This is a genomic window from Lutibacter sp. (assembly GCF_013041805.1).
GTDB lineage: Bacteria > Bacteroidota > Bacteroidia > Flavobacteriales > Flavobacteriaceae > Lutibacter.
On the sequence record NZ_JABDRI010000076.1, the window covers coordinates 1 to 20,832 of the forward strand.

A 20,832-nucleotide genomic window follows, 5' to 3' on the forward strand; every position below is an offset into this window, starting at 1 on the left:
TTGCTGCTGAATATGAAGCTTTAATGTTAGCTGCATTAGGAAACTAAGATATTCTTTAAGTAAAATATATAAGGGCTGTTAAGGCAGCCCTTTATAAAACAAATTTTTAACTCTTAAAGAACTAAAACATATGAAAAAATATTTAATATTAAGCTTTATCCTACTGGTCTCACTTACGAGTGTGAACGCGCAGGGTAAAGATTCAAAATCAAGTTGTAAAAGTAGTGATACTTGCAATGTTGTTAAATATGCACCAGAGAAAGGAGACTTTACCGCTGCCATGCTTTTTGGTAGAGGGGCGTTTCTAAATGGAGGTCTTGTAGTTCCTAGTTCTAACGGTTCTGTTTCAGGTGTTGCACCCTACGCAAATGACGTAGATGCAAACTCAAACAGTATTGGCAATATGGTAGGTGCTGAAGGTAGATTTTATGTAACTGATAAATTTGCGCTTACTTTAAGCGGAGGTGCTATCATACGTAACACACCATCGCAATTATCAATACCAGCTGTTATTGATGGGAATGGAAATACAATTATCCAGTCTTACAATGCAGTAGTTGCTGATGAACGAATTGATGCAAACGCAACACTTGGTTTTCAATGGCTATTTAACACAAAAAATGATAGGCTATTTCCTTATGTAGGAGTTGCTCTTCCTTTTGATTACGCAAGAAGATCATTATTTGATCCATCTATTTCCGTTGATGACAACGGTGATGTGAACATTACAGATTTAACTGCACGCCACGTTGATATAACAGCGTTTGGAATACAAGCAGTTGCAGGTGTAGATTATTACGTACTCAAAGATGTATTCTTTGGTTTCGATATCAAACCAGTTTCTTATAACTATGCATTTAGTGTAAAATCTCCAGCAGATGGTCAGATTAAACTAGAAGCAGATACAAATACAGTTTCATTCTTTGCCCAATTTTCATTCAAACTTGGGTTTAAATTTTAACTTGTAGGTTAATATGAAATGTAAAAAGGGTTACCTAACGGTAACCCTTTTTTTATTTATACTAATAATAATGATACTAAAAATTTAAAGAAAGTTGAATTCTTTTCCGTGTACTATCAACTTCCAAAACTTTTACAATAACTTGTTGGTGCAAATGAACAATGGCATTCACATCACTCACAAAGGTATCAGACAAATTAGAAATATGAACCAAACCACTTTCTTTTATACCAATGTCAACAAAACAACCAAAATTTGTAATATTATTTACGATCCCAGGTAGCAATTGACCTTCACGTAGATCAGCAATCGTATGAATGTGTTGATTAAACGTAAAAACCTTGGCAGTTTCTCTTGGATCTAAACCAGGTTTTTCTAACTCACTAATAATTCCTTTTAATGTAGGTAAGCCAATATTTATTGAAGTATAGTTTTGAAATTCAATTCTTTGCAAAATTTGTTTATTTCCAATTAATTCTGAAATAGGTAAATTATAGTCATTTGCCATAGCAGATACAATTGGATAACTTTCAGGATGAACCGCAGAATCATCCAAAGGATTTTTGCCGTTTTTTATCCTTAAAAAACCAGCGGATTGTTCAAAGGCTTTTGCTCCTAAACGAGGAACCTCTAACATTTGATTTCTAGTTGTAAAAGCTCCTTGCTCTTTCCTATACTTAATAATATTTTGAGCTAATTTCTCACTAATACCAGAAACATAGCTTAGTAACGAAACACTCGCCGTATTGATATTAACCCCAACAGCATTTACACAACTTTCAACAACCATATCTAAACTGTGTTTCAACTTATGTTGATCGACATCATGTTGATACTGTCCAACTCCAATAGATTTTGCATCAATTTTTACCAATTCGGCTAAGGGATCCGCCAAACGCCTGCCAATCGAAACAGCTCCGCGCACGGTAACATCATAATTTGGAAATTCTCCACGAGCTATCTTTGATGCCGAATATATAGATGCTCCAGCTTCACTCACCACAAACACCTGAATATCCTTATTAAATCTTATTTTTCGAATTAATTGCTCTGTTTCTCTTGAAGCGGTGCCATTTCCAATAGCAATTGCTTCAATTTTGTAAGCATCAACCAAAGAACTAATTTTTTTTATCGCACCTATTCGATCGTTTTGTGGCGCATGTGGATAAATTGTTTCATTATACGCTAAACCTCCTTGTGCATTTAAACACACAACCTTACAACCAGATCTAAATCCGGGGTCAACAGCCAAAATTGCTTTTTCTCCTAAAGGTGCTCCTAACAATAATTGCTTCAGATTAGTTGCAAAAACCTCAATTGCAACATCATCAGCCTTTTCTCTTGCGATATTTAAAATTTCATTGGAAAGTGCAGGAAATAAAATTCGTTTATATGCATCTTTTATGGCAAGCTCTATTTGTAAAGCGCAATCATTGCTTGAACGAATGATTCGGCTTTCAATTTTAGAAAGCGCTATTTCATCATCAATCTCAATTTTTAAGCGAATAAATCCTTCTTTTTCCGCTCTTAGCAATGCCAATAAACGATGCGACGGACAACGTTTCAACAATTCAGAAAAATCAAAAAAATCTTTAAATTTTTGCGCTTTTTCATCATTTTCAACTTTTTTTATCACTTTAGTAGTAATCACAGCAAATTTATCCAACTGATATCGAATGATATTACGAATGTCCATTCGTTCATTTATCCATTCTGCCATAATAAACCTAGCTCCCTCTAGAGCTAATTCAATAGATTCTACCTCCTTATTCAGGTGTTTAGATGCTATACCATAAATATCAGTTGCTTTTTGACTCATTATGATTTTTGCCAAAGGTTCTAAACCATTTAAACGAGCTGTTTCAGCCTTTGTCTTACGTTTTTTCTTAAATGGTAAGTACATATCTTCTAACGCAATAAAGTCGGTTGTAGCTTTAATTTTTTGCCTTAAGTCGTTGCTTAAAACATCTTGTTCATCTAATGCTTTTAAAATGGTTACTTTTCGCTTCTCTAACTCCTCAAATTGACTCTTGTACTTTACTATTTCACCTATTTCAACTTCATCTAAATTACCAGTTCGTTCTTTTCTATATCGAGCAATAAATGGAATGGTACAATCTTCATTCAGAAGCAGAACCGTTTGATGTATGTTTTTTTCAGATAAATTAGTACTTGCTTTTATAAATTGTAGTGCGTTCATGTGATTCTAAGTAAGCTAAACTTTTGTGCTCTTATAGCGTTAGACAAAAGACCTAAAATAACAATTTTAAATGAAGAAACTGCTCAAATTAAAAAAGTTAAGAAGCTTTTTATAAAAGTACAAGTGCTTTATACAAAAAGTAACTGAGCTTTTTGAAAAAGTACAAGAGCTTTGCATGAAAAGTACAAGAGCTTTTTGAAAAAAATACAAGAGCTTTTTGAAAAAAATACAAGTGCTTTTAGCCATGTAAAAACATCACTTTACCTACATTACCTTTTTAATGAAAAGTGACCATTAAACACTTTGCCATTTTCTAATACAATCTTATACCAATAATCAGCACTTGGTAACATCACACCATTAAAGGTTCCATCCCAACCTAGTCCAAAAGGAATAATTTCTTTAACCATTTTGCCAAAACGGTCAAAAACATAAATTTTAGTCGCTAAATTTCCTCCAATTTTCTCGATTGATGGGCTCCAAGTATCATTATAACCATCATTATTTGGAGTGAAAAATTTAGGAAAAGTTTCTAACACCTCAACAAAAACCTCTACAGTTTCACAACCCTTATTATCTTTAATAAAAATAATATAATCTCCAGGAATTACATTTAAAAATACGTTACTCTCTTGAAATATTTCAATTGTATCTAAAGCATAGGTATAGTTTCCGTCACCTAACGTACTTACTTCAATGCTATTTAATCCGTTCACCTCTTCTATATAAATAGCATCAACTATTGCAACCTCAGAAATAGTCACGTCAATATTTCTTTCTGAAGTACAACCATATGGATTAGTTACAATAACATGATAAAGTCCCGTTTCTAGGACTTCAATCTCAAAATCATCGAGTTCTAACTCAACACCATCTTTTTCCCAAACAATTATGTAATTCTCATTATAAGTATCACTTAAGAAACCAGCATTTATAGTAAAGCTAGTATTGTTATCATCTAAACAAAAAGTAATTTCTTCATATGGTAACAGTTCTTCAGGTGAAAGTACTTTTAGAGTAACTATAGTAAATAACTCACAAGAAGTAGTTTGTGCTATTACATATATTTCTTCGATAAAAGCTGCACTATTAGTATATGAATCACTTAATTGATTGCTATGATTTACAGCATCTTCATAGGAAGCATAAAACATAATTTCTGCACTTTGAGATACCTCAGGTTCTAATAGAATTCGTAACTCATTTAAATTAAACATTGCAAACCCATCATTATCAACATCACAAACTTCAAAAGAAGTAATGTTTGAAGTGGTGTAATTTGCAGTTAACGTAAGTGGTTCCACCGCAAAACAACCATACTCATTTTCAAGCCTCGCAAAGATAATTTGATTAGGTAGTGTAGCACTAAACTTAGTTGTATTAGAAATAGGATTTATACGTTGAATAGCATCACTCTCCAATACATAATAATTTTTTACTGGTACCATTGAAAAAGAATCAATTGTAAATAAAGAATCGGCCAAATGTAAATCAAAGAAGGTCAAACCGTCGGTGTCATTATCACAAGATTCTAAATAAGCCTTAGTTGTATGAAGTTCTTCAGCATACTCAATCATAGTTTCTCCATAAGAAATGCAATTATTACCTAAAGTAGTTTCAAGTCTATAGGTTCCGGCTTCTGAAACCATAATAGTGCTATTAGTAGCCAAGGGAATTTCAATATTGTTTTTAAACCATTTATAAGTACTACCACTTGCAGGATTTGATTCACCAATTTCAATAATTTCTCCAAAACATAGTGGATTGTTATTTGAAATCAATCTATCTCCTCCCAAATCCATGCTAAGTTGAAAACTTCCTGCCTCTAAAAAAACAGCGGAGTCATACCTGTAATTTTGCTCATCAGCAATCACCAACTTCACGTGATACGTTTCATTTGGGATTGTAATTGCAGTAGCTGTTAATACTTTTGTTTGCCCATTAAAATTAATTGGGGCAGTAGCATCATTCCAACTTTCAAAATAGATATCGTTTTGAGCAGCACAACCATTAGGAATAAAAGGGTGAACAGTGGTAACTTTTACAGGTGTTTGCGTATTAGGAACTAAGGCAATATTTGTATATTCCGCACTGTTAATAGGCCGAATTAAAAAGCCAAATAAATCTGAATAATTACAAGTATTACTATTATTCTCTTGATATTCCTCTGAAGCAAAAATATATTTAAAACTAATTTGATTTGCTACTGAAGTAAAATCAAACTCAATAATTGTGGCATTGGTTGTGTTTGATTCGTTCAATGCAGTTTCTAAATCGCTATCTCCATCCCAATTTGGAGCATCATCATCACTTAATGTTGTATTAGGTCCTTGTGTGTTTTGAATCTTTCCAGTACTTAACATTACTCCTTTCTTAAAAGGAAATGATGTACCTGCTGCATCAAAAAAACCATAACTTTGATCTGCACCACTAAAATTGCCTCCAACAACGTTAGTAACTTCTACATTGGTAATACAATCACTATCAATTAAAATATCTTCTATTAGTTGTTGTGCAGTATAGGTATTGGTATCAACTTGGATATTTTGAGCATCTATTAAAAATGGTACTAAAAAAAATACAAAAACAATAGCATATTTCATCATTCAAATTGTAGGAAAATCGAGCAAACTATTACTTAAGCAGCTTGCAATTAAAATCTAGCTTACCTGTTCACCATTGGCTACAGAATCATTTTCAGGTTCAATAAACGCTAATTTACCATCAGGTGTATCTGCCATTAATATCATTCCTTGGCTTTCAACGCCACGTAATTTTCTAGGTGCTAAATTTACCAAAACAATTACTTTTTGGCCAATAATATCGTCAGGCTTAAAACTTTCTGCAATACCTGAAACAATAGTTCTAGTATCAATCCCAACATCCACTTTTAATTGGAGTAATTTTTTGGTTTTTGGAACTTTTATTGCCTCAATAATAGTTCCAACACGCATGTCTAATTTCGTAAAATCATCGAATTCAATGGTTTCCTTTTGAGGTTCAACAACTTTGTTTTCAGCTTCATTTGCTAATTTAGTAGCCTCTAATTTATCTAGTTGAGCCTGTACTTCATTATCTTCAATTTTAGCAAAAAGCAACTCTGCTTTTCCAATTTTATGATTTGAAGTAATTAACTCATTTGTATCAGCTACATCATCCCAAGCAATACTATTAGAAACATTTAAAATTCCTTTTAATTTGGTGGATGTAAATGGTAAAAATGGTTCAGCTACAATCGATAAACCGGTTGCAATTTGCAATGCAATATACATCACCGTTTTAACACGTTCTGGATCTTCTTTTATGACTTTCCAAGGTTCTTCATCTGCTAAATATTTATTCCCTAATCGTGCTAAATTCATTAATTCTTGTGAAGCTTCTCTAAATCTATATCTGTCTATTGAACTTCCTATAATAGAAGGAAATTTTTGTAATTTTTCTAACGTTTCATTATCAATATCAGAGAATTCATTTGGTTCAGGAATAATTCCATCGTAATATTTATTGGTAAGCACCACTACTCTATTAATGAAATTCCCAAAAATAGCAACCAATTCATTATTATTTCTTGCCTGGAAATCTTTCCAAGTAAAATCGTTATCCTTTGTTTCAGGGGCATTTGCAGTTAATGCATAACGCAATACATCTTGCTTATCAGGAAAATCTTCTAAATATTCATGCAACCAAACTGCCCAATTTTTAGAGGTTGAAATTTTGTTTCCTTCTAAATTTAAAAATTCATTCGCTGGCACGTTTTCAGGCAAAATAAAACTTCCTTCTGCCTTTAACATAGCAGGAAATATAATACAGTGAAACACAATATTATCCTTTCCAATAAAATGAATCAATTTAGTTTTTTCATCTTTCCAATAAGGTTCCCAATCTTTTCCCTCACGAGCTGCCCATTCCTTGGTTGAAGAAATATAACCAATAGGAGCATCAAACCAAACATATAACACTTTTCCTTCTGCTCCTTCAACAGGTACAGGAATTCCCCAATCCAAATCGCGTGTTACGGCTCTAGGCTTTAACCCATCGTCTAACCACGATTTTACTTGTCCTAGTACATTTGTTTTCCAATCGTTTTTATGACCTTCAACAATCCATTCTCGTAACCATTTTTCATATGTATCTAGGGGTAAATACCAATGCTTCGTTACTTTTGTTGTTGGCACATTTCCAGTAATTGCAGATTTTGGGTTAATTAAATCTGTAGCATTATGACTTGTTCCACAACTTTCGCATTGATCACCATAACTTTCTTCATTCCCACATTTTGGGCATGTTCCAACAACAAATCGATCTGCTAAAAATTGATTTGCTTCTTCATCAAACAATTGTTCACTAGATTCTTCAATAAATTTACCCTCATCGTACAATTTCTTAAAAAATTCAGAAGCAGTATTGTGATGCACTTGTGCAGAAGTACGAGAATAATTATCAAAAGAAATCCCAAAATCTTGAAAAGATTTTTTAATAATAGCGTGGTATTTATCTACAATATCTTGTGGTGTAACTCCTTCTTTTTTTGCTTTTAACGTAATTGGCACCCCATGTTCATCTGATCCGCAAATATAAATTACATCATTTCCGGTTGCTCGTAAATAGCGCGCATAAATATCAGCTGGCACATAAACACCTGCTAAATGTCCAATATGAACTGGTCCATTTGTGTAAGGTAATGCTGCTGTAATGGTATATCTCTGTAAATTGCTCATTAAAATATAATTAAGAAAGCACAAAAATAAGGATTAATGTTGATTTTTAGATTTGTTTAACTGCTGAATTGCACATAAAATGTTTCAGAGTTATACATTTGGGTTTCTACATAATAATAGTATTTTTACTAAAAAGAGCCACAATGCCTAAAACAATCCATATTTGTGTACTTAAAGTATTCATTTTTAGCTTATTAACAACTTGCCTTACATTTGCTCAACCAAGTACATCCAATGTATCTTTAATTAGACCAGACTATCTAAAAGTTGGTGATACCATAGCTATTGTAGCACCTGCTGGTATCTTAAAAGACCAACAACCTATAGAAGAAGCTGTTAAACTTGTTGAAAGTTGGGGATTGCAGGTGATTTTGGGAAAGCGTCTTTTTGGGAATAATTTTCATTTCTCAGGAACTGACAATGAGCGTATTCAAGATTTTCAAACAGCTTTAGATTCAAAAAATGTAAAAGCCATTTGGTGCGGAAGAGGTGGCTATGGTACTGTTAGAATTATAGACGGATTAGATTTTACTGAATTTAAGAAAAATCCGAAATGGATTATCGGCTATTCTGATATTACAGTGCTTCATAGTCATATACATAATTTAGGATATGAAACTTTACATGCAATGATGCCTGTAAATATGAACATTGAAGAAAAAAAGCGAATTAAAACTGTAAAAACGTTTAAAAAAGCACTTTTTGGTAAATCGTTGAGTTATAAAATTAAGGAATCAAGCTTTAATAAGGTTGGAGAAGCAAAAGGTCAGTTAGTTGGTGGAAATCTATCGATTTTACAAAGTTTATTAGGTTCTGTTTCTTCCATAGATACCAATCAAAAAATACTCTTTTTTGAAGATGTGGGAGAATATCTTTATCATATAGATAGAATGGTATACGCTTTAAAACGAAGTGATTATTTTAAAAATTGTAGTGGAATAATTATTGGTGATATGACCAATGTTAAAAAAAATACAACTCCTTTTGGACAAACTGTTGAAAAAATTGTATTAGAAGCAACAAAAGAATATAACTTTCCCATTTTATTTGGTTTCCCTGCGGGTCATGATGATGTTAATAAAGCCATTTTTTTAGGAAGAGAAATTGAAATGAAAGTTGGTAAAAAACACTCAACAGTTAAATTTAACGATTAAAGTAGCTTAAAAAAATTGCATAAATGGCTAAACATAATGAGTTAGGAAAAGAAGGTGAAAAACTTGCCGAAGAATTTCTTTTAAAAAATGGTTATCAAATCATAGAAAAAAATTGGAGGTTTAAAAAAGCAGAAGTTGATATTATTGCTAAAAAAAATGAAATATTAGCTATTATTGAAGTGAAAACACGCTCTAATAACTACTTTGGAAATCCTCAAGATTTTGTGAATCAAAAGAAAATTAAACTTTTGGTTGAAGCAATTAACCAATATGTAATTTCAAAAGAATTAGACCTAGACGTTCGGTTTGATATTATTGCTATTCTAAAAAATAACAATGCCTTAGAAATTGAACATTTAGAAGATGCTTTCCTTTATTTTTAATCCTCAAAAAACGCTTTTACGTCTCTAAAATAATCAGGTTTTGCAATAATTTTTTTATGCTCATCCAATATAAAATAGGTTGGTGTCGCTGTTATTTGATATTCTTTAACCATAGGATTTTGCCATTTTTCTAAGCCCAATATATTTGTCCATTTTTCATATTTAGGAGTGTATATGTTAAATCCTATATCATCATTCTCTAAGGTATGCCCAATTACATGAATATTTTCCTTTTCTTTTGTAAACTCATATAGTTGAGGGATTTCCACTAAACAATGCGAACATCCAGTACTCCAAAAAACAACAATATAAATTTTAGCAATGGATAATTCAGATAATTTCTTTTGAATGCCATTTTCCTCCCAAGTAATTTCTGGTGCTGTTTTCCCAATAGCAAGCCTTACTTTTTCATGAATTTGACTTAAAAATGATTGATCTTGCAGTTGTTCTGGAAGTTTTAAATAATAGTTATCCATCACAAAATCAAGTAAAACTGTATTTTCAATTTGAGAAAATGAATGTAATAATAACATTAACATATCACTTCTTAGATTCAAATCGTCACCTAATCTATTAATAACCTCATTTACAGATTCTTTATACAGTCCATTTTGCATTTCTACGTCTTCTGAACCATTTAAATAAAAAACATAGTCTATCACCTTCTCACTTAAAAAAGTCGAATTTAATAATTGCTTATCTGTAAAATCTAAAAAATCAAAATAATGTTCTTTTTCACTATTTAAATATTCTTGAGGTGTGTCAAAAAGTTGTTCTGAATAATATTTTTTATTCGCTTTTATAAAATGATTGGCTAAAAATTCTTTTGTTAAGGTTTCGTAAGTTTCCTGAATCTTTTGTTGTTTTTTAAATTCCGTAGTATACAAATTCAACGTATTTGTTTTGTCAATTTCATCTTGTACGCTAAAATAATTAACCTGCAATGAGTCTAATGTTTGTTGCTGATTGGAATAATCAATTAAATAGTTTTGATAGGTGCTATTCTCTTCTGAATTCAAAAACGCTACACTTTCTAATGGGTTATCTGGATTAAAACTTAATTCTACACTTTTTCCATTATAAATAAAATCAACAAACCCATTATTTTGCTGACTGTATAGCAAACGATACATTCCTTCTGGCGTATTCTCGGGTAGATCAATAGTGAATTCTCCATTAGTAATGGTTACATTTTTGATATACAACTGTTTTGTTCCTTGTAATTGGTATAACACAATCCAACTAAACTCTTGTGGCGGATTTAAAGTTCCTTTAATAAGTGTTTGACTTTGAGCCGAGAAAGATAGTAGTGCAATTACCACCAACATATTTTTAATCATGTTCTGTTTTTTATGATTTTTTCAATAATCAAGCCAAATGTAACTATTTTTATTATTTTGCGTAAAACTTAATGTATGAATTTTACGAATAAAACTGTTTGGATTACGGGAGCGTCTTCTGGAATTGGAAAAGCACTCGCTATTGAACTTTCAAAACAAAACGTTCAACTTATTCTATCTTCTAGAAATGAAGTAAAGCTTAAACAGGTACAAAACGAATGTGACAATTCTTCAACTATAAAAATACTACCGCTAGATTTAGAAAATTACAACAGTTTAGCGTCAAAAACTAAAGCCGCTTTATTGCTTTTTGATGGTATTGATGTCTTATTCAATAACGGCGGTATTAGTCAGCGTGCTTTAGCAAAAGATACTGAAATTGAAGTTGATAAACGCATTATGGATATTAATTATTTAGGAACTGTTGCACTTACAAAAGCATTGTTACCTCATTTTATCGAAAAAAATAGCGGCTATTTTGTTGTTACCACAAGTATTGTTGGAAAAATTGGAACTCCGTTACGCTCATCTTATTCTGCGTCAAAACATGCGTTACACGGTTTTTTTGATAGTTTACGTGCTGAAGTTTACAACAACAACATTAAAATTACCTTAGCTTGTCCAGGTTTTGTTCAAACGAACGTTTCTTTAAATGCATTAACTGGAGACGGAAGTCCTCAAGAAAAAATGGATCATGCAACTAAAAACGGATTATCAAGTGAACGTTTTGTGAAATTGCTATTATCAGCTGTAAAAAGAGAAAAAGAAGAAGTTTATATTGGCGGTTTTAAAGAAAAATTAGCGGTTTATGTAAAACGATTTTTTCCAAAATTACTTTCTATAATGATTCGGAAGTTAGCTGTAACTTAAATCAGTTCTTTTTCTTTAAAATACAATACAATAGCTTCTTTCATAAGAACAGTTTGCTCGCCTGCTTTTAATTCTGGTAATTCCTCTATTAATTTATAATGCGGCCAACCATCATCATCAAAATAATCAAATTCATAATATCCAAAAGGCTCTAGCAACCTGCAAATTGCTATATGCATTAAATTTACCTTATCATCTTTCTTATATTCAATAGTTCCTTTTCCTAATTCTTGAACACCAATTAAGTAAATAATAGCGTCTAAATTAAGTGTTTCTCCTTCACCAAATCTTGCCGTTAATATAGAGACTAACGTATTGTAATCTTCTTTTAATTTTTGATCTCTTGACATTTGAAATTATTAGTTAGGCTGCAAATATACAAATCGATTCATGTATATTTACAAAAACTATGATATGAATACTTTTGATATTATTATTGCCGTTCTTTTAATATTCGGATTTATTAGAGGTTTATTAAAAGGATTATTTGTTGAAGTTGCTTCTTTAGTGGCTTTAATTGCTGGTGTTTATGGCGCTATCCATTTCTCTTATTTTGTTGGAGATTTTTTAGCTGAAAAAGTTATGTGGGATGAACGCTATATCACAATAATAGCATTTGCAATCACATTTGCAATCATTGTTTTGGTTATTGCATTACTTGGTAAAATGCTTACAAAAATTGCTGATTTTGCTTCATTAGGTTTATTAAACAAACTACTTGGTGGTGTATTTGGAGCGCTAAAAATTGGACTTATTTTAAGTATCGTATTATTAGTTTTTACCAAATTAAATAACACTATTCCTTTTATTTCTGATGAACAAAAAGAGGACGCCATTTTATATGAACCTATTAAAAATCTAGCTCCAACTCTTTTTCCTAATTTTTTAAAAGTTGTTGAAGATGAGTCTGATAAAATTATTTCTGAATAGTTAAAGTCAACCTATTCTTGTTAGGAAATAAAAATACGTACGTCAAAAGTAACAATCAATTTAAATTTTTATGACTTTTAAAACTAGTAACTTATTAATCACATTTCTTATATTACTCTTTATTGGTTGTACACCAAAAAATAAAAATTCTTTTAGTATTTCAGGAAAAGTAGAAAATCTAACTACTCAATATATCGTGTTTTCTAAAATTGAAAATCTTCAAAAGAAAACCGTGAAAATTATTGATACATTAACAGTTAATAAACGAGGTGAATTTAATACAGCTTATTTGCTAGAGCCCAACATTTACACCCTAACTTTTGATAAAAAAACAATACAACTAGCAATTGATAAAGACCAGCATCTAACAATTAAAGGAACTTCGAGTGAAAATATCAGCATTGTTGGCTCACCTGATACTGAACTGTTAAATGCGTATGAAGTTTTTAGAAAAGAATCACTCAATCGCTTAGTAAGCTCTGTTCGAAAACAAATCAAAGAATTAAAAAAATCAGGGGCAAATCAAACAACTATAGCCGAACTCCGAGAGCTCGAAGTTGAAAATTATAACAAACACTTAAATGAACTCACTGGATTTATAAAGGAGAATATGGGAACTTCTGTAGCTATTTACCCAACATCAATTCGTTGGAATGGAAATGAAAATCTACCATTTCTCGAAGCATTAGTAGATGATTTTGAAGAAAAACGTCCAACACTAGAAATTACTCAAAAACTAAAAGATAAAATTGAACTACTTAAAAAAACGAGTGTTGGAAGTATTATTTCTAACATAGAAATGCCTGACTCAACAAATAAAAACATTGATTTAGATAGTATAAAAAAAACATATACGTTAATCGATTTTTGGGCTAGTTGGTGTCCACCTTGCAGAACTGAAAGCGTCTTATTAAACGAATTATATGCAGCTTATAAATCAGAAGGATTTGAAATTTATGGAATCTCTTTAGACTCAAAAAAAGATCGTTGGCTGAAGGCTTTAGATCAGGACAAAAGAGTTTGGGCTGAAGTTTCAACTACAGAAGGTTTTGACACTCCTATTGCTATTGAATATGGTATTACCGCTTTGCCAACCAATTTTTTAGTTGACTCAAATGGCAAAATTATTGCAGTGAATATTCACGGAAAAACTTTAAAAGAAAAGATTAATAGACTCTTTGCTAACTAAATTTCTTTTAAATCATCTGCATAAATCCAACCAACTTTACCATCGGCAATTTTAATTTTTCTCCACTTATCAAGTTCATCTAAGAGAATAACTTTTGTACCTTCGTGTAGCTCAAAAACAACTTCGCTACTTGTTGATGGTGCATTTTTTATTTCAACCTTAGCAACAAAAATAATAGCAGTTCTATCTTTTTGAACCGTTTTGTAATTATGGAATGCAAAAAACACGCTTATTGCTAACACAAAAATAGCAAAAATTGAAGTATTAAAGTACAATAGCTTCTTTCTAGATGAATAAGAGAAATAATATAGAAGGAATAATATAGCGGCTAAAAACGACGCAGAAACGGCGATAATTGCCCAAGTATCAAATGGTAGTTTTTGAATAACATTGGCCGAAAAACGTTGTAAAAACGTTTTAGGTAACTCTTCAATAACGTCAATTGACATTCGTTTTGCAAATGCCAAATTAATGGAAGCATCTTCATTTGCTGGATTTATTTTTAACGCCTTTTCAAAATAGTAAATGGATGGAGCAACTTTGTTTAATTTATAGTAACAGTTCCCTAAATTGAAAAATAAATCATCTGAAATTAATCCTTGCTTTTCAATAGTTGAATATACCTCAATAGCTTCTGTGTATTTACCTGTTTGATATAAAGTATTTCCTTTCGAAAATAAATCGTTTGATGTTTGAGAAACCGCTACCAAACTAAAAAGAAGTGCTATGCTAAAAACTAATTTTTTCATATTACAAATACTTATCAATTTTGGTAATTATATTTTTTGCCTTATCAAAATCCTGATTCATCAGCACATTTGTTGAAGGTGTATAACGTGCAAAATCACAGTTATTTAATACCGATACAAATTCTTCAATAACAGTATCTTCTACATTTTTATTTTTTAAAATTTCAGCAATTCGTTCCTGTGAAATTTCTGAAGTTTCAACATGTAATTTTGCTTTTAAAAAGTTATGTAAGGCCTTTTCCAGAGCAATGTAAAATGCTTCTTGATTTCCTAATTGTTTTTTAGCTGTTGATAGGTATTTACGTGCTAATTTATCAGCTTTTCTAATTTTATTTCCAAATACATCTCCTGCTCGTTTTGCCCTCCTATTACCAATAATAATGGCTATTGGAATTGCTAAAAATGGAAAAAGTAGTAAGACATAAAACAATGTTGAATTTAAAAATTCTTCTTCAATAATTGGCTTAAATGTTGTGTTCAATGCTATAAACCTAAAATTATTATCGTTCGAAACTACTTGTTGTTTTTGAATAGTATTTCCATTAGCAGCTACTGATGAAGGTAATTCCTTTCCTTCTGTAACATCCACAATAATAGCGTCAGTTGTAATGGTTTTATATTTTTTTTCTTTTGGACTAAAATAAGAGAATGTAACTTCTGGAATTTTATATTTTCCTTTGAATTGAGGAACTACCGTATAGGTATCAGAAATAGTACCTCTTAAACCATTTAATGAAGTTGCTACTTGTTCTTTATGTTCTGGAGTATAAACTTCTAATTCAGCCGGAGTGGTTATTTTTGGTATTTCAAATAATTTTAAATTACCTCTTCCAGAAATTTCAACTTTTATTTGTGAAGCTTCATTTGCTTTTAATACTTTCTTATTCGCTGTTACTTTAAAATCTAATTCACCTACTGCACCCGAAAAATCTATTGGTTTTCCTTCTTCTGGAAGTGCTTTCACCTGAATATTTTTTGTGGCTGATTTTGTAGAATAATTAATATTTCTGGTGATCATATTTCCGAAAAAATCACCTCTACCTGTTGGTATTCCTAATGAAAAATCCATTTCAATAGGTTCAATTACGAGTTTACCTGAGCGCTGAGGAATCAAGACAGCTTTTTTAAGAATTACATATCTATAGTCTTCCCCATTATACTTACCTCTTTTAAAATTTACATCTTTTACTAAAATATCTTGATTCCAAAAACCTTTATATTGAGGCGATTCAGTTATTCGTGAACCATTCAAATTAATATTTTCGCTGACGAATAACTTATAAACAACATAAATTCCCTCACCAACATAAGGACTTAAATTTGATACTTCTGCAACTAAATGAATACTTTGTTGTGCAACATATTCGGGATTATTAGGGTCTTTTGGAATTTCAACTTCTTTAGTTACTGTAATTTTAACAGCATTTGAAGTAAACGTTTCGCCTTTGTATTCAATTTTTGCAGGCTCAATAGTAAATTCGCCTATTTTTTTTGGCTGAATGATATAAATATATGCCTGAGAATAACTAGCTTTTCCATTAATCCAGGATTGATTTACAGACGAACTTGGTCCTCCAACAATTTTAAAATTAGTAAATGCTGGTGGTACAAAATTGTCTGCACCTTGCTTATTAACCGTAAACTCAATTTTAAAGCGTTGATTTACCCCTAATTTATTTTTGCTTACTTCTGCCTTAAACTCAATTTGAGCAATACTAATATGCGTGGTAAACAATAAAATAGCTAGTATGTAAAACTTCATAATTTTCATTCTACCAGTCTTTTTCTTGTTTTATTTTTTTGCCTTTGGCCTTTTCTGCATTTAATTTTTTCTGAGTTTTATTTTCCTCATTATTCATGGCTTCCAATAATTGCTTTATTTGCTCAGGAGACAATTGATTTGGTCTTGGTTTTTGATCTTGTTTTTTATCGTCGTCTTTTTTATTGTCTTGGTCTTTCTTTTCGTCTCCTTTATCATCTTCCTTATCTTTTCCCTTATCTTTTTCTTTGTTTTTATCCTCTTTCTTTTCTTCGTCTCCTCCTTCTTTATCTTTCTCTTTTTTGTCTTTATTTTTATCGTCTTTATTATCCTTATTGTCCTTTTTATTGTCTTTGTTATCCTTATTATCCTGCTGCTGTTGCTTTAAAAGCTCTTTTGCCAATGCTAAATTATAACGTGTTTCATCGTCCTTAGAATTATTTCTCATTGAATTTTTAAAAGCCTCAACCGCTTTATCATATTGCTTTTCCTTCATAAATGAATTACCCATATTGTGGTAAGCTTCTGCTTTGCTCATTTTCTCATTGAAGGTCTTTTCAACTAATTCAAACTGACTAACTGCCTCTTTATTTCTGTCTTGTTGGTAGATAGCATTCCCTAAATTGTAAGAAGCTTTTGGATAATTTGGATTTTTTGACAACCCTTTTTTATAGGCAATTTCAGCTTCTTTAAACTTTAACTGGTTATACAACTCATTTCCCTCTCGTATATTTTCTCTAGCTTCTCGCTCTAATTCTTTTTGATTTTTTTGCTGCGAAAAAACCAAGTTTGCAAAACATACAAATAATATAAATATGATATTTTTCATTTGTTACTTATTTTTTGATGTTTCAGTTTGATTGAATAAATTCAACTTTTGAACCCATTTAGTTTTCTTTTCAAGCAATAGTATGTCAATTATTAAAAATAAAATTCCGAAAGCAATAAACCACTGAAATTGGTCTTTATAATCTGAAAATTGTTTAGATTCAAATTCATTTTTTTCAGCTTTCACCAATACATCATTAATAATATCAATAGTCTCTTGAGTTTTATTCCCATTTATATATCGCCCTTTTCCTTCATTCGCAATATCTTTTAAAACTTGCTCATTCATTTTGGTTATTACCACTTCACCTTTACTATCTTTCTTATAACTAATTCCTCCACCAACATTTCTCATTGGAATTGGGCCTCCATCAACTGAACCTATACCTACTGTATATATTTTTATTCCTTCTTTCTGTGCTTCTTGTGCTAAAGTAATGGTATTTTCTTCATGGTCTTCACCATCCGATACTATAAATAAAAATCGATTTGTCTGCTCTTCATTATCGTAATAGGTAATTGCTTTTTCAATCGCTTCATTAATAGCAGTTCCTTGACTGGAAACCATATCTGGATTGGCATTTTGCAAAAACATTTTAGCTGCTGCGTGGTCAGTTGTAATTGGTAATAGCGGATATGAATTCCCTGCGTAAATAATAATTCCTACTCTATCACTACCCAGATTATCAATAATTTTTGTGACTATTTGTTTTGCTTTATCTAACCGACTTGGAGCAATATCTTCGGCCAACATACTTTTTGAAACGTCTAAAGCAAAAACAATATCTACTCCTTGGCGTTTTACTGTTTCTAATTTCGTTCCCATTTTAGGGTTTGTTAAAGAAACAATTAAAAATGCCAACCCTAAACTTACCATCACAATTTTTAAAAACGATTTAAAAGTGGATGAAGAAGGACTTAACTTTTGCATTAAATGAGCATCTGTAAAACGTTTTTGGGTTTTCTTTTTCCACCAAAACACTAGTAAAAACAACACAAATATTACTGGAATAATTGCTAGGTATATAAAATATGTTGGTTCTTCTATTTGATACATAATTAGTGTTAAATCTGTTATTTAGTAAATTGTATGTTTTAGTTTTAAATCCATTTTATTTAAATTTATATAAAACTTCTAAATATTGTATGCTTCAACAATATTTCAATTAAAATTAAAAATGCAGCAAGTGCCACTAAAATTCTGTATTTTTCTTGATAATTGTAATATTTAAACTCTTCAATTTCTGTTTTTTCTAACTTATTTATCTCGTTATAAATTGCTTTTAATTTTAAGTTATCTGTTGCTCTAAAATATTTACCTTCTGTTTCTTTTGCAATATATCGTAGTAAATCTTCATCAATCTCAACAGGTGAACTTCTAAACAGTAGTTTGCCTGTTGTGGGGTCTTTCGCATAAGGGAATGAGGCCGTTCCGTTAGTTCCTAAACCAATGGTATAAACTTTTATTCCAAGTCCAATAGCTAATTCTGTTGCTGTTTTTGGATCTACAAAACCCGTATTATTTACACCGTCAGTTAACAAAATAATAACTTTGCTTTTCGCTTTACTTTCTTTTAAACGGTTTACTGCAGAACCCAAGCCCATTCCAATTGCAGTACCACCATCTAAATCTCCCCATCTAATTTCAGAAATGGTGTTTCTAATTATTCGTTTATCACTTGTAATTGGAGTTCGCGTAAAACTTTCTCCCGCATAAACTACAATTCCAATTCTGTCATTAGGACGTTGATTTACAAACTCAGTAGCCACAAGTTTTAAAGCCTCTAAACGATTCGGTTTTAAATCACGCGCTAACATACTTGCTGAAACGTCAATTGCCATTACAATATCAATTCCTTTATTTGTTTTAGTTCGTTTACTTACTTCAACGTTTCTTGGTCTTGCTAATGCAACAATTAATAACGTTAAGGCGGCTAATCTTAGAATATAGAGTAGTGGCTTAAATTTAGTGATTATAGAAGGTTTTACTTTAAAACCTTTTGTACTTGCAATAGTTAACGTTGCACTGTCTGTATTTCTAATTAAAAAATACCATCCAGCTAAAAGTGGGATTACCACTAGTAACCATAAAAATTGCGGATTTAAAAATTCAAAATTCTGTAACATACTTATTGGTTTAAAGAAATTGATGTTACTATTCGTTCATTTACTTCTTTGGCATTTTCATCTTCAGCTAATTGAGTAATAATTACCTGACGAATGTTCTTGCTATCTTCAAAAAACAACAAGGTTAAAATATTACTACTTGTTTCTTGAGTGACTGGATTTTCAACTTCATAATTCGCAGTTACTATTCTACCCTCCACACCATTATTAATTCTAATTTCTTGATATAAATTTGTGAAATTAGTGTCAATTTTTTGCGCAATTTGTTGCAGTGTAAGTTGAATACCTGCATCAAAATCAAAATTTTCTAACTCATTTACAAAATTGGTTGTAGATACTTCTACATAAAAATCGCCAATTAAACTTCCGTAATTGTAGGTAGTAACTCCTTCTACAACACCCATTAAATCATCTGGAATTTCAACATTTTGTGCTTGTAAAATTTCTGGAGTTTCAATAGATACTGAAGGATTTCCATAAGAAGATGTATACCATTCACCAGCTTTCATTTCTGATGTGCTATTTCCAGTATAGGTATCTTTTAAATAGGTATAACCAAAATAGCCAGCAGTTCCAATAATAATCACAAAAACAGCAATAAAAATGAAAAGATACTTTGAAAAATTACTTTTCTTAACTTTAGGAACCTCTTCTTCAGTGAGCTTATCAGTAACTATATTGTTTTGCTCTTCAGCGTTCTTTGTTTGAACTGCATGTTGAGTGTTTTTTAATATATCTTCGACCGTGGTTCTATCATTCCTTATTTCATCAATAATAGGTTTAGATTTCGCAAATTTTACTAAATCGGCACTTTCTAACACCTCTTTTAACTGCTTAATAGTTTCTTTTGATATTCCTAAATTACTAGACTCATTAAAGTCATTAATTGTTTCAATTAATTCATTTGTTGTTGACTCTAGAGCTGGAATATGAATATCTTTCTCAATATATGTTCTTACAATATCTGTAAGTTCAGAATAGTATATTTTTATTTTATTTTGTTGAACAAGTTGTTTTTCATCAAGCTCTTTTAATCGTTGTAAAGCCTCTTGAATTGGAGCTACATATACTTTTGGAGTTAATATCTTTTCTTTTTTTCTAAGAACAACATATAAAATAACAGCAATCAAAATTAAAATTGGAATTAACCACCATAATAAGTGTCTATAATCATCAAAAGTTTTTGGTTCCTTTTTGATAGATTTTATAGGAAACATATTTTGTTTCAGTGTATCAACTTTTACGGTTGCCACATTTACCAAAAGTGAATCTGTAAAAAACTGTTTATTGTTAATGAGCACCATTTGACTTGGTACTACGTATTGACCACTATCAAAACTTGTGAGTAGATACTTCTTTTCTAATCTGTTTTTTAACGTATCTATTGGCAGCGATTCAACTACTTCAACTTTTCCTAAACTATCTAGCTGTAACTTTGGAAAAATAACATTGTTAATTTCATCTACGGCTATTTTGTATTGAATTTGCTCTCCAATTTTTATAGTTGTAGTATCTGTTTCAATAGAAACAGCGTTTTCTTGAGAAAACCCAAAGAAACCAATTAAAAACACTAAAAAAAATAATACTTTTTTCATTTTATCCAACTTCAAACTATTCAACATCT

General features: G+C 31.0%; 17 protein-coding genes. 6 read left to right on the forward strand and 11 right to left on the reverse strand.

The window, feature by feature from the left end; translation table 11 throughout:
- Positions 1-130 precede the first annotated feature (130 nt).
- Positions 131-961 (forward strand): BT1926 family outer membrane beta-barrel protein, encoded by an 831-nt coding sequence (locus tag HKP59_RS09640; protein ID WP_291806184.1) that lies wholly within the window; start codon positions 131-133, stop codon positions 959-961.
- 76 nt (positions 962-1,037) lie between these two features.
- Here HKP59_RS09640 and HKP59_RS09645 read toward each other — a convergent pair whose 3' ends face one another.
- From HKP59_RS09645 to metG, 3 genes are all read right to left on the reverse strand, one after another.
- Positions 1,038-3,161, reverse strand: coding sequence for a Tex family protein (locus tag HKP59_RS09645; protein WP_291806186.1), 2,124 nt, complete (start codon positions 3,159-3,161; stop codon positions 1,038-1,040).
- 269 nt (positions 3,162-3,430) lie between these two features.
- A complete protein-coding gene (locus tag HKP59_RS09650; protein ID WP_291806190.1) occupies positions 3,431-5,767 on the reverse strand; it encodes a T9SS type B sorting domain-containing protein in 2,337 nt (778 codons plus the stop codon).
- A gap of 54 nt (positions 5,768-5,821) precedes the next feature.
- Positions 5,822-7,879 carry a methionine--tRNA ligase gene (gene metG / locus HKP59_RS09655; protein WP_291806192.1) on the reverse strand — a complete coding sequence of 686 codons (2,058 nt, stop codon included), beginning with the start codon at positions 7,877-7,879 and terminating at the stop codon, positions 5,822-5,824.
- A 143-nt stretch (positions 7,880-8,022) separates the two neighbouring features.
- On the opposite strand from metG, the gene HKP59_RS09660 reads away from it, so the two are divergent.
- Both HKP59_RS09660 and HKP59_RS09665 read left to right on the forward strand, forming a co-directional pair.
- Positions 8,023-9,033 (forward strand): LD-carboxypeptidase, encoded by a 1,011-nt coding sequence (locus HKP59_RS09660; protein WP_291806195.1) that lies wholly within the window; start codon positions 8,023-8,025, stop codon positions 9,031-9,033.
- A gap of 23 nt (positions 9,034-9,056) precedes the next feature.
- A complete protein-coding gene (locus HKP59_RS09665) occupies positions 9,057-9,416 on the forward strand; it encodes a YraN family protein (protein WP_291806197.1) in 360 nt (119 codons plus the stop codon).
- Here HKP59_RS09665 and HKP59_RS09670 read toward each other — a convergent pair.
- A complete protein-coding gene (locus tag HKP59_RS09670) occupies positions 9,413-10,756 on the reverse strand; it encodes a redoxin family protein (RefSeq protein WP_291806200.1) in 1,344 nt (447 codons plus the stop codon). The genes HKP59_RS09665 and HKP59_RS09670 overlap by 4 nt on opposite strands.
- 75 nt (positions 10,757-10,831) lie before the next feature.
- Between HKP59_RS09670 and HKP59_RS09675 the strand changes: the two genes are divergently transcribed.
- Positions 10,832-11,626, forward strand: coding sequence for an SDR family oxidoreductase (locus tag HKP59_RS09675; protein WP_291806203.1), 795 nt, complete (start codon positions 10,832-10,834; stop codon positions 11,624-11,626).
- On the opposite strand, the gene HKP59_RS09680 is transcribed toward HKP59_RS09675, so the two are convergent.
- Positions 11,623-11,976, reverse strand: a complete 354-nt coding sequence (locus tag HKP59_RS09680) for a hypothetical protein (protein WP_291806208.1) — start codon at positions 11,974-11,976, stop codon at positions 11,623-11,625. The genes HKP59_RS09675 and HKP59_RS09680 overlap by 4 nt on opposite strands.
- Positions 11,977-12,040: 64 nt before the next feature.
- Here HKP59_RS09680 and HKP59_RS09685 point away from each other — a divergent pair, with 64 nt between their 5' ends.
- Together HKP59_RS09685 and HKP59_RS09690 are read left to right on the forward strand one after the other, a co-directional pair.
- A complete protein-coding gene (locus tag HKP59_RS09685; protein ID WP_291806211.1) occupies positions 12,041-12,556 on the forward strand; it encodes a CvpA family protein in 516 nt (171 codons plus the stop codon).
- 70 nt (positions 12,557-12,626) lie between these two features.
- The gene (locus tag HKP59_RS09690) at positions 12,627-13,745 is read left to right on the forward strand and encodes a TlpA disulfide reductase family protein (RefSeq protein WP_291806214.1); all 1,119 of its coding nucleotides are present in this window, start codon (positions 12,627-12,629) and stop codon (positions 13,743-13,745) included.
- Here the strand turns inward: HKP59_RS09690 and HKP59_RS09695 are convergent.
- From HKP59_RS09695 to HKP59_RS09720, 6 genes are all read right to left on the reverse strand, one after another.
- Positions 13,742-14,494, reverse strand: coding sequence for a tetratricopeptide repeat protein (locus tag HKP59_RS09695; RefSeq protein ID WP_291806217.1), 753 nt, complete (start codon positions 14,492-14,494; stop codon positions 13,742-13,744). The two genes, HKP59_RS09690 and HKP59_RS09695, sit on opposite strands and share 4 nt — an antisense overlap.
- 1 nt (position 14,495) lies before the next feature.
- Entirely contained in the window at positions 14,496-16,256 is a 1,761-nt protein-coding gene (locus tag HKP59_RS09700; RefSeq protein WP_363289134.1) for a BatD family protein, read from the reverse strand.
- Between the two features lie 10 nt (positions 16,257-16,266).
- The gene (locus HKP59_RS09705; RefSeq protein ID WP_291806223.1) at positions 16,267-17,082 is read right to left on the reverse strand and encodes a tetratricopeptide repeat protein; all 816 of its coding nucleotides are present in this window, start codon (positions 17,080-17,082) and stop codon (positions 16,267-16,269) included.
- Between the two features lie 3 nt (positions 17,083-17,085).
- Positions 17,086-18,138 carry a VWA domain-containing protein gene (locus HKP59_RS09710; RefSeq protein ID WP_291806226.1) on the reverse strand — a complete coding sequence of 351 codons (1,053 nt, stop codon included), beginning with the start codon at positions 18,136-18,138 and terminating at the stop codon, positions 17,086-17,088.
- Between the two features lie 65 nt (positions 18,139-18,203).
- Positions 18,204-19,208: a VWA domain-containing protein gene (locus tag HKP59_RS09715; protein ID WP_291806229.1), complete on the reverse strand. Its 1,005-nt coding sequence runs from the start codon at positions 19,206-19,208 to the stop codon at positions 18,204-18,206.
- Between the two features lie 2 nt (positions 19,209-19,210).
- A complete protein-coding gene (locus tag HKP59_RS09720; RefSeq protein ID WP_291806231.1) occupies positions 19,211-20,803 on the reverse strand; it encodes a hypothetical protein in 1,593 nt (530 codons plus the stop codon).
- Positions 20,804-20,832: the final 29 nt, after the last annotated feature.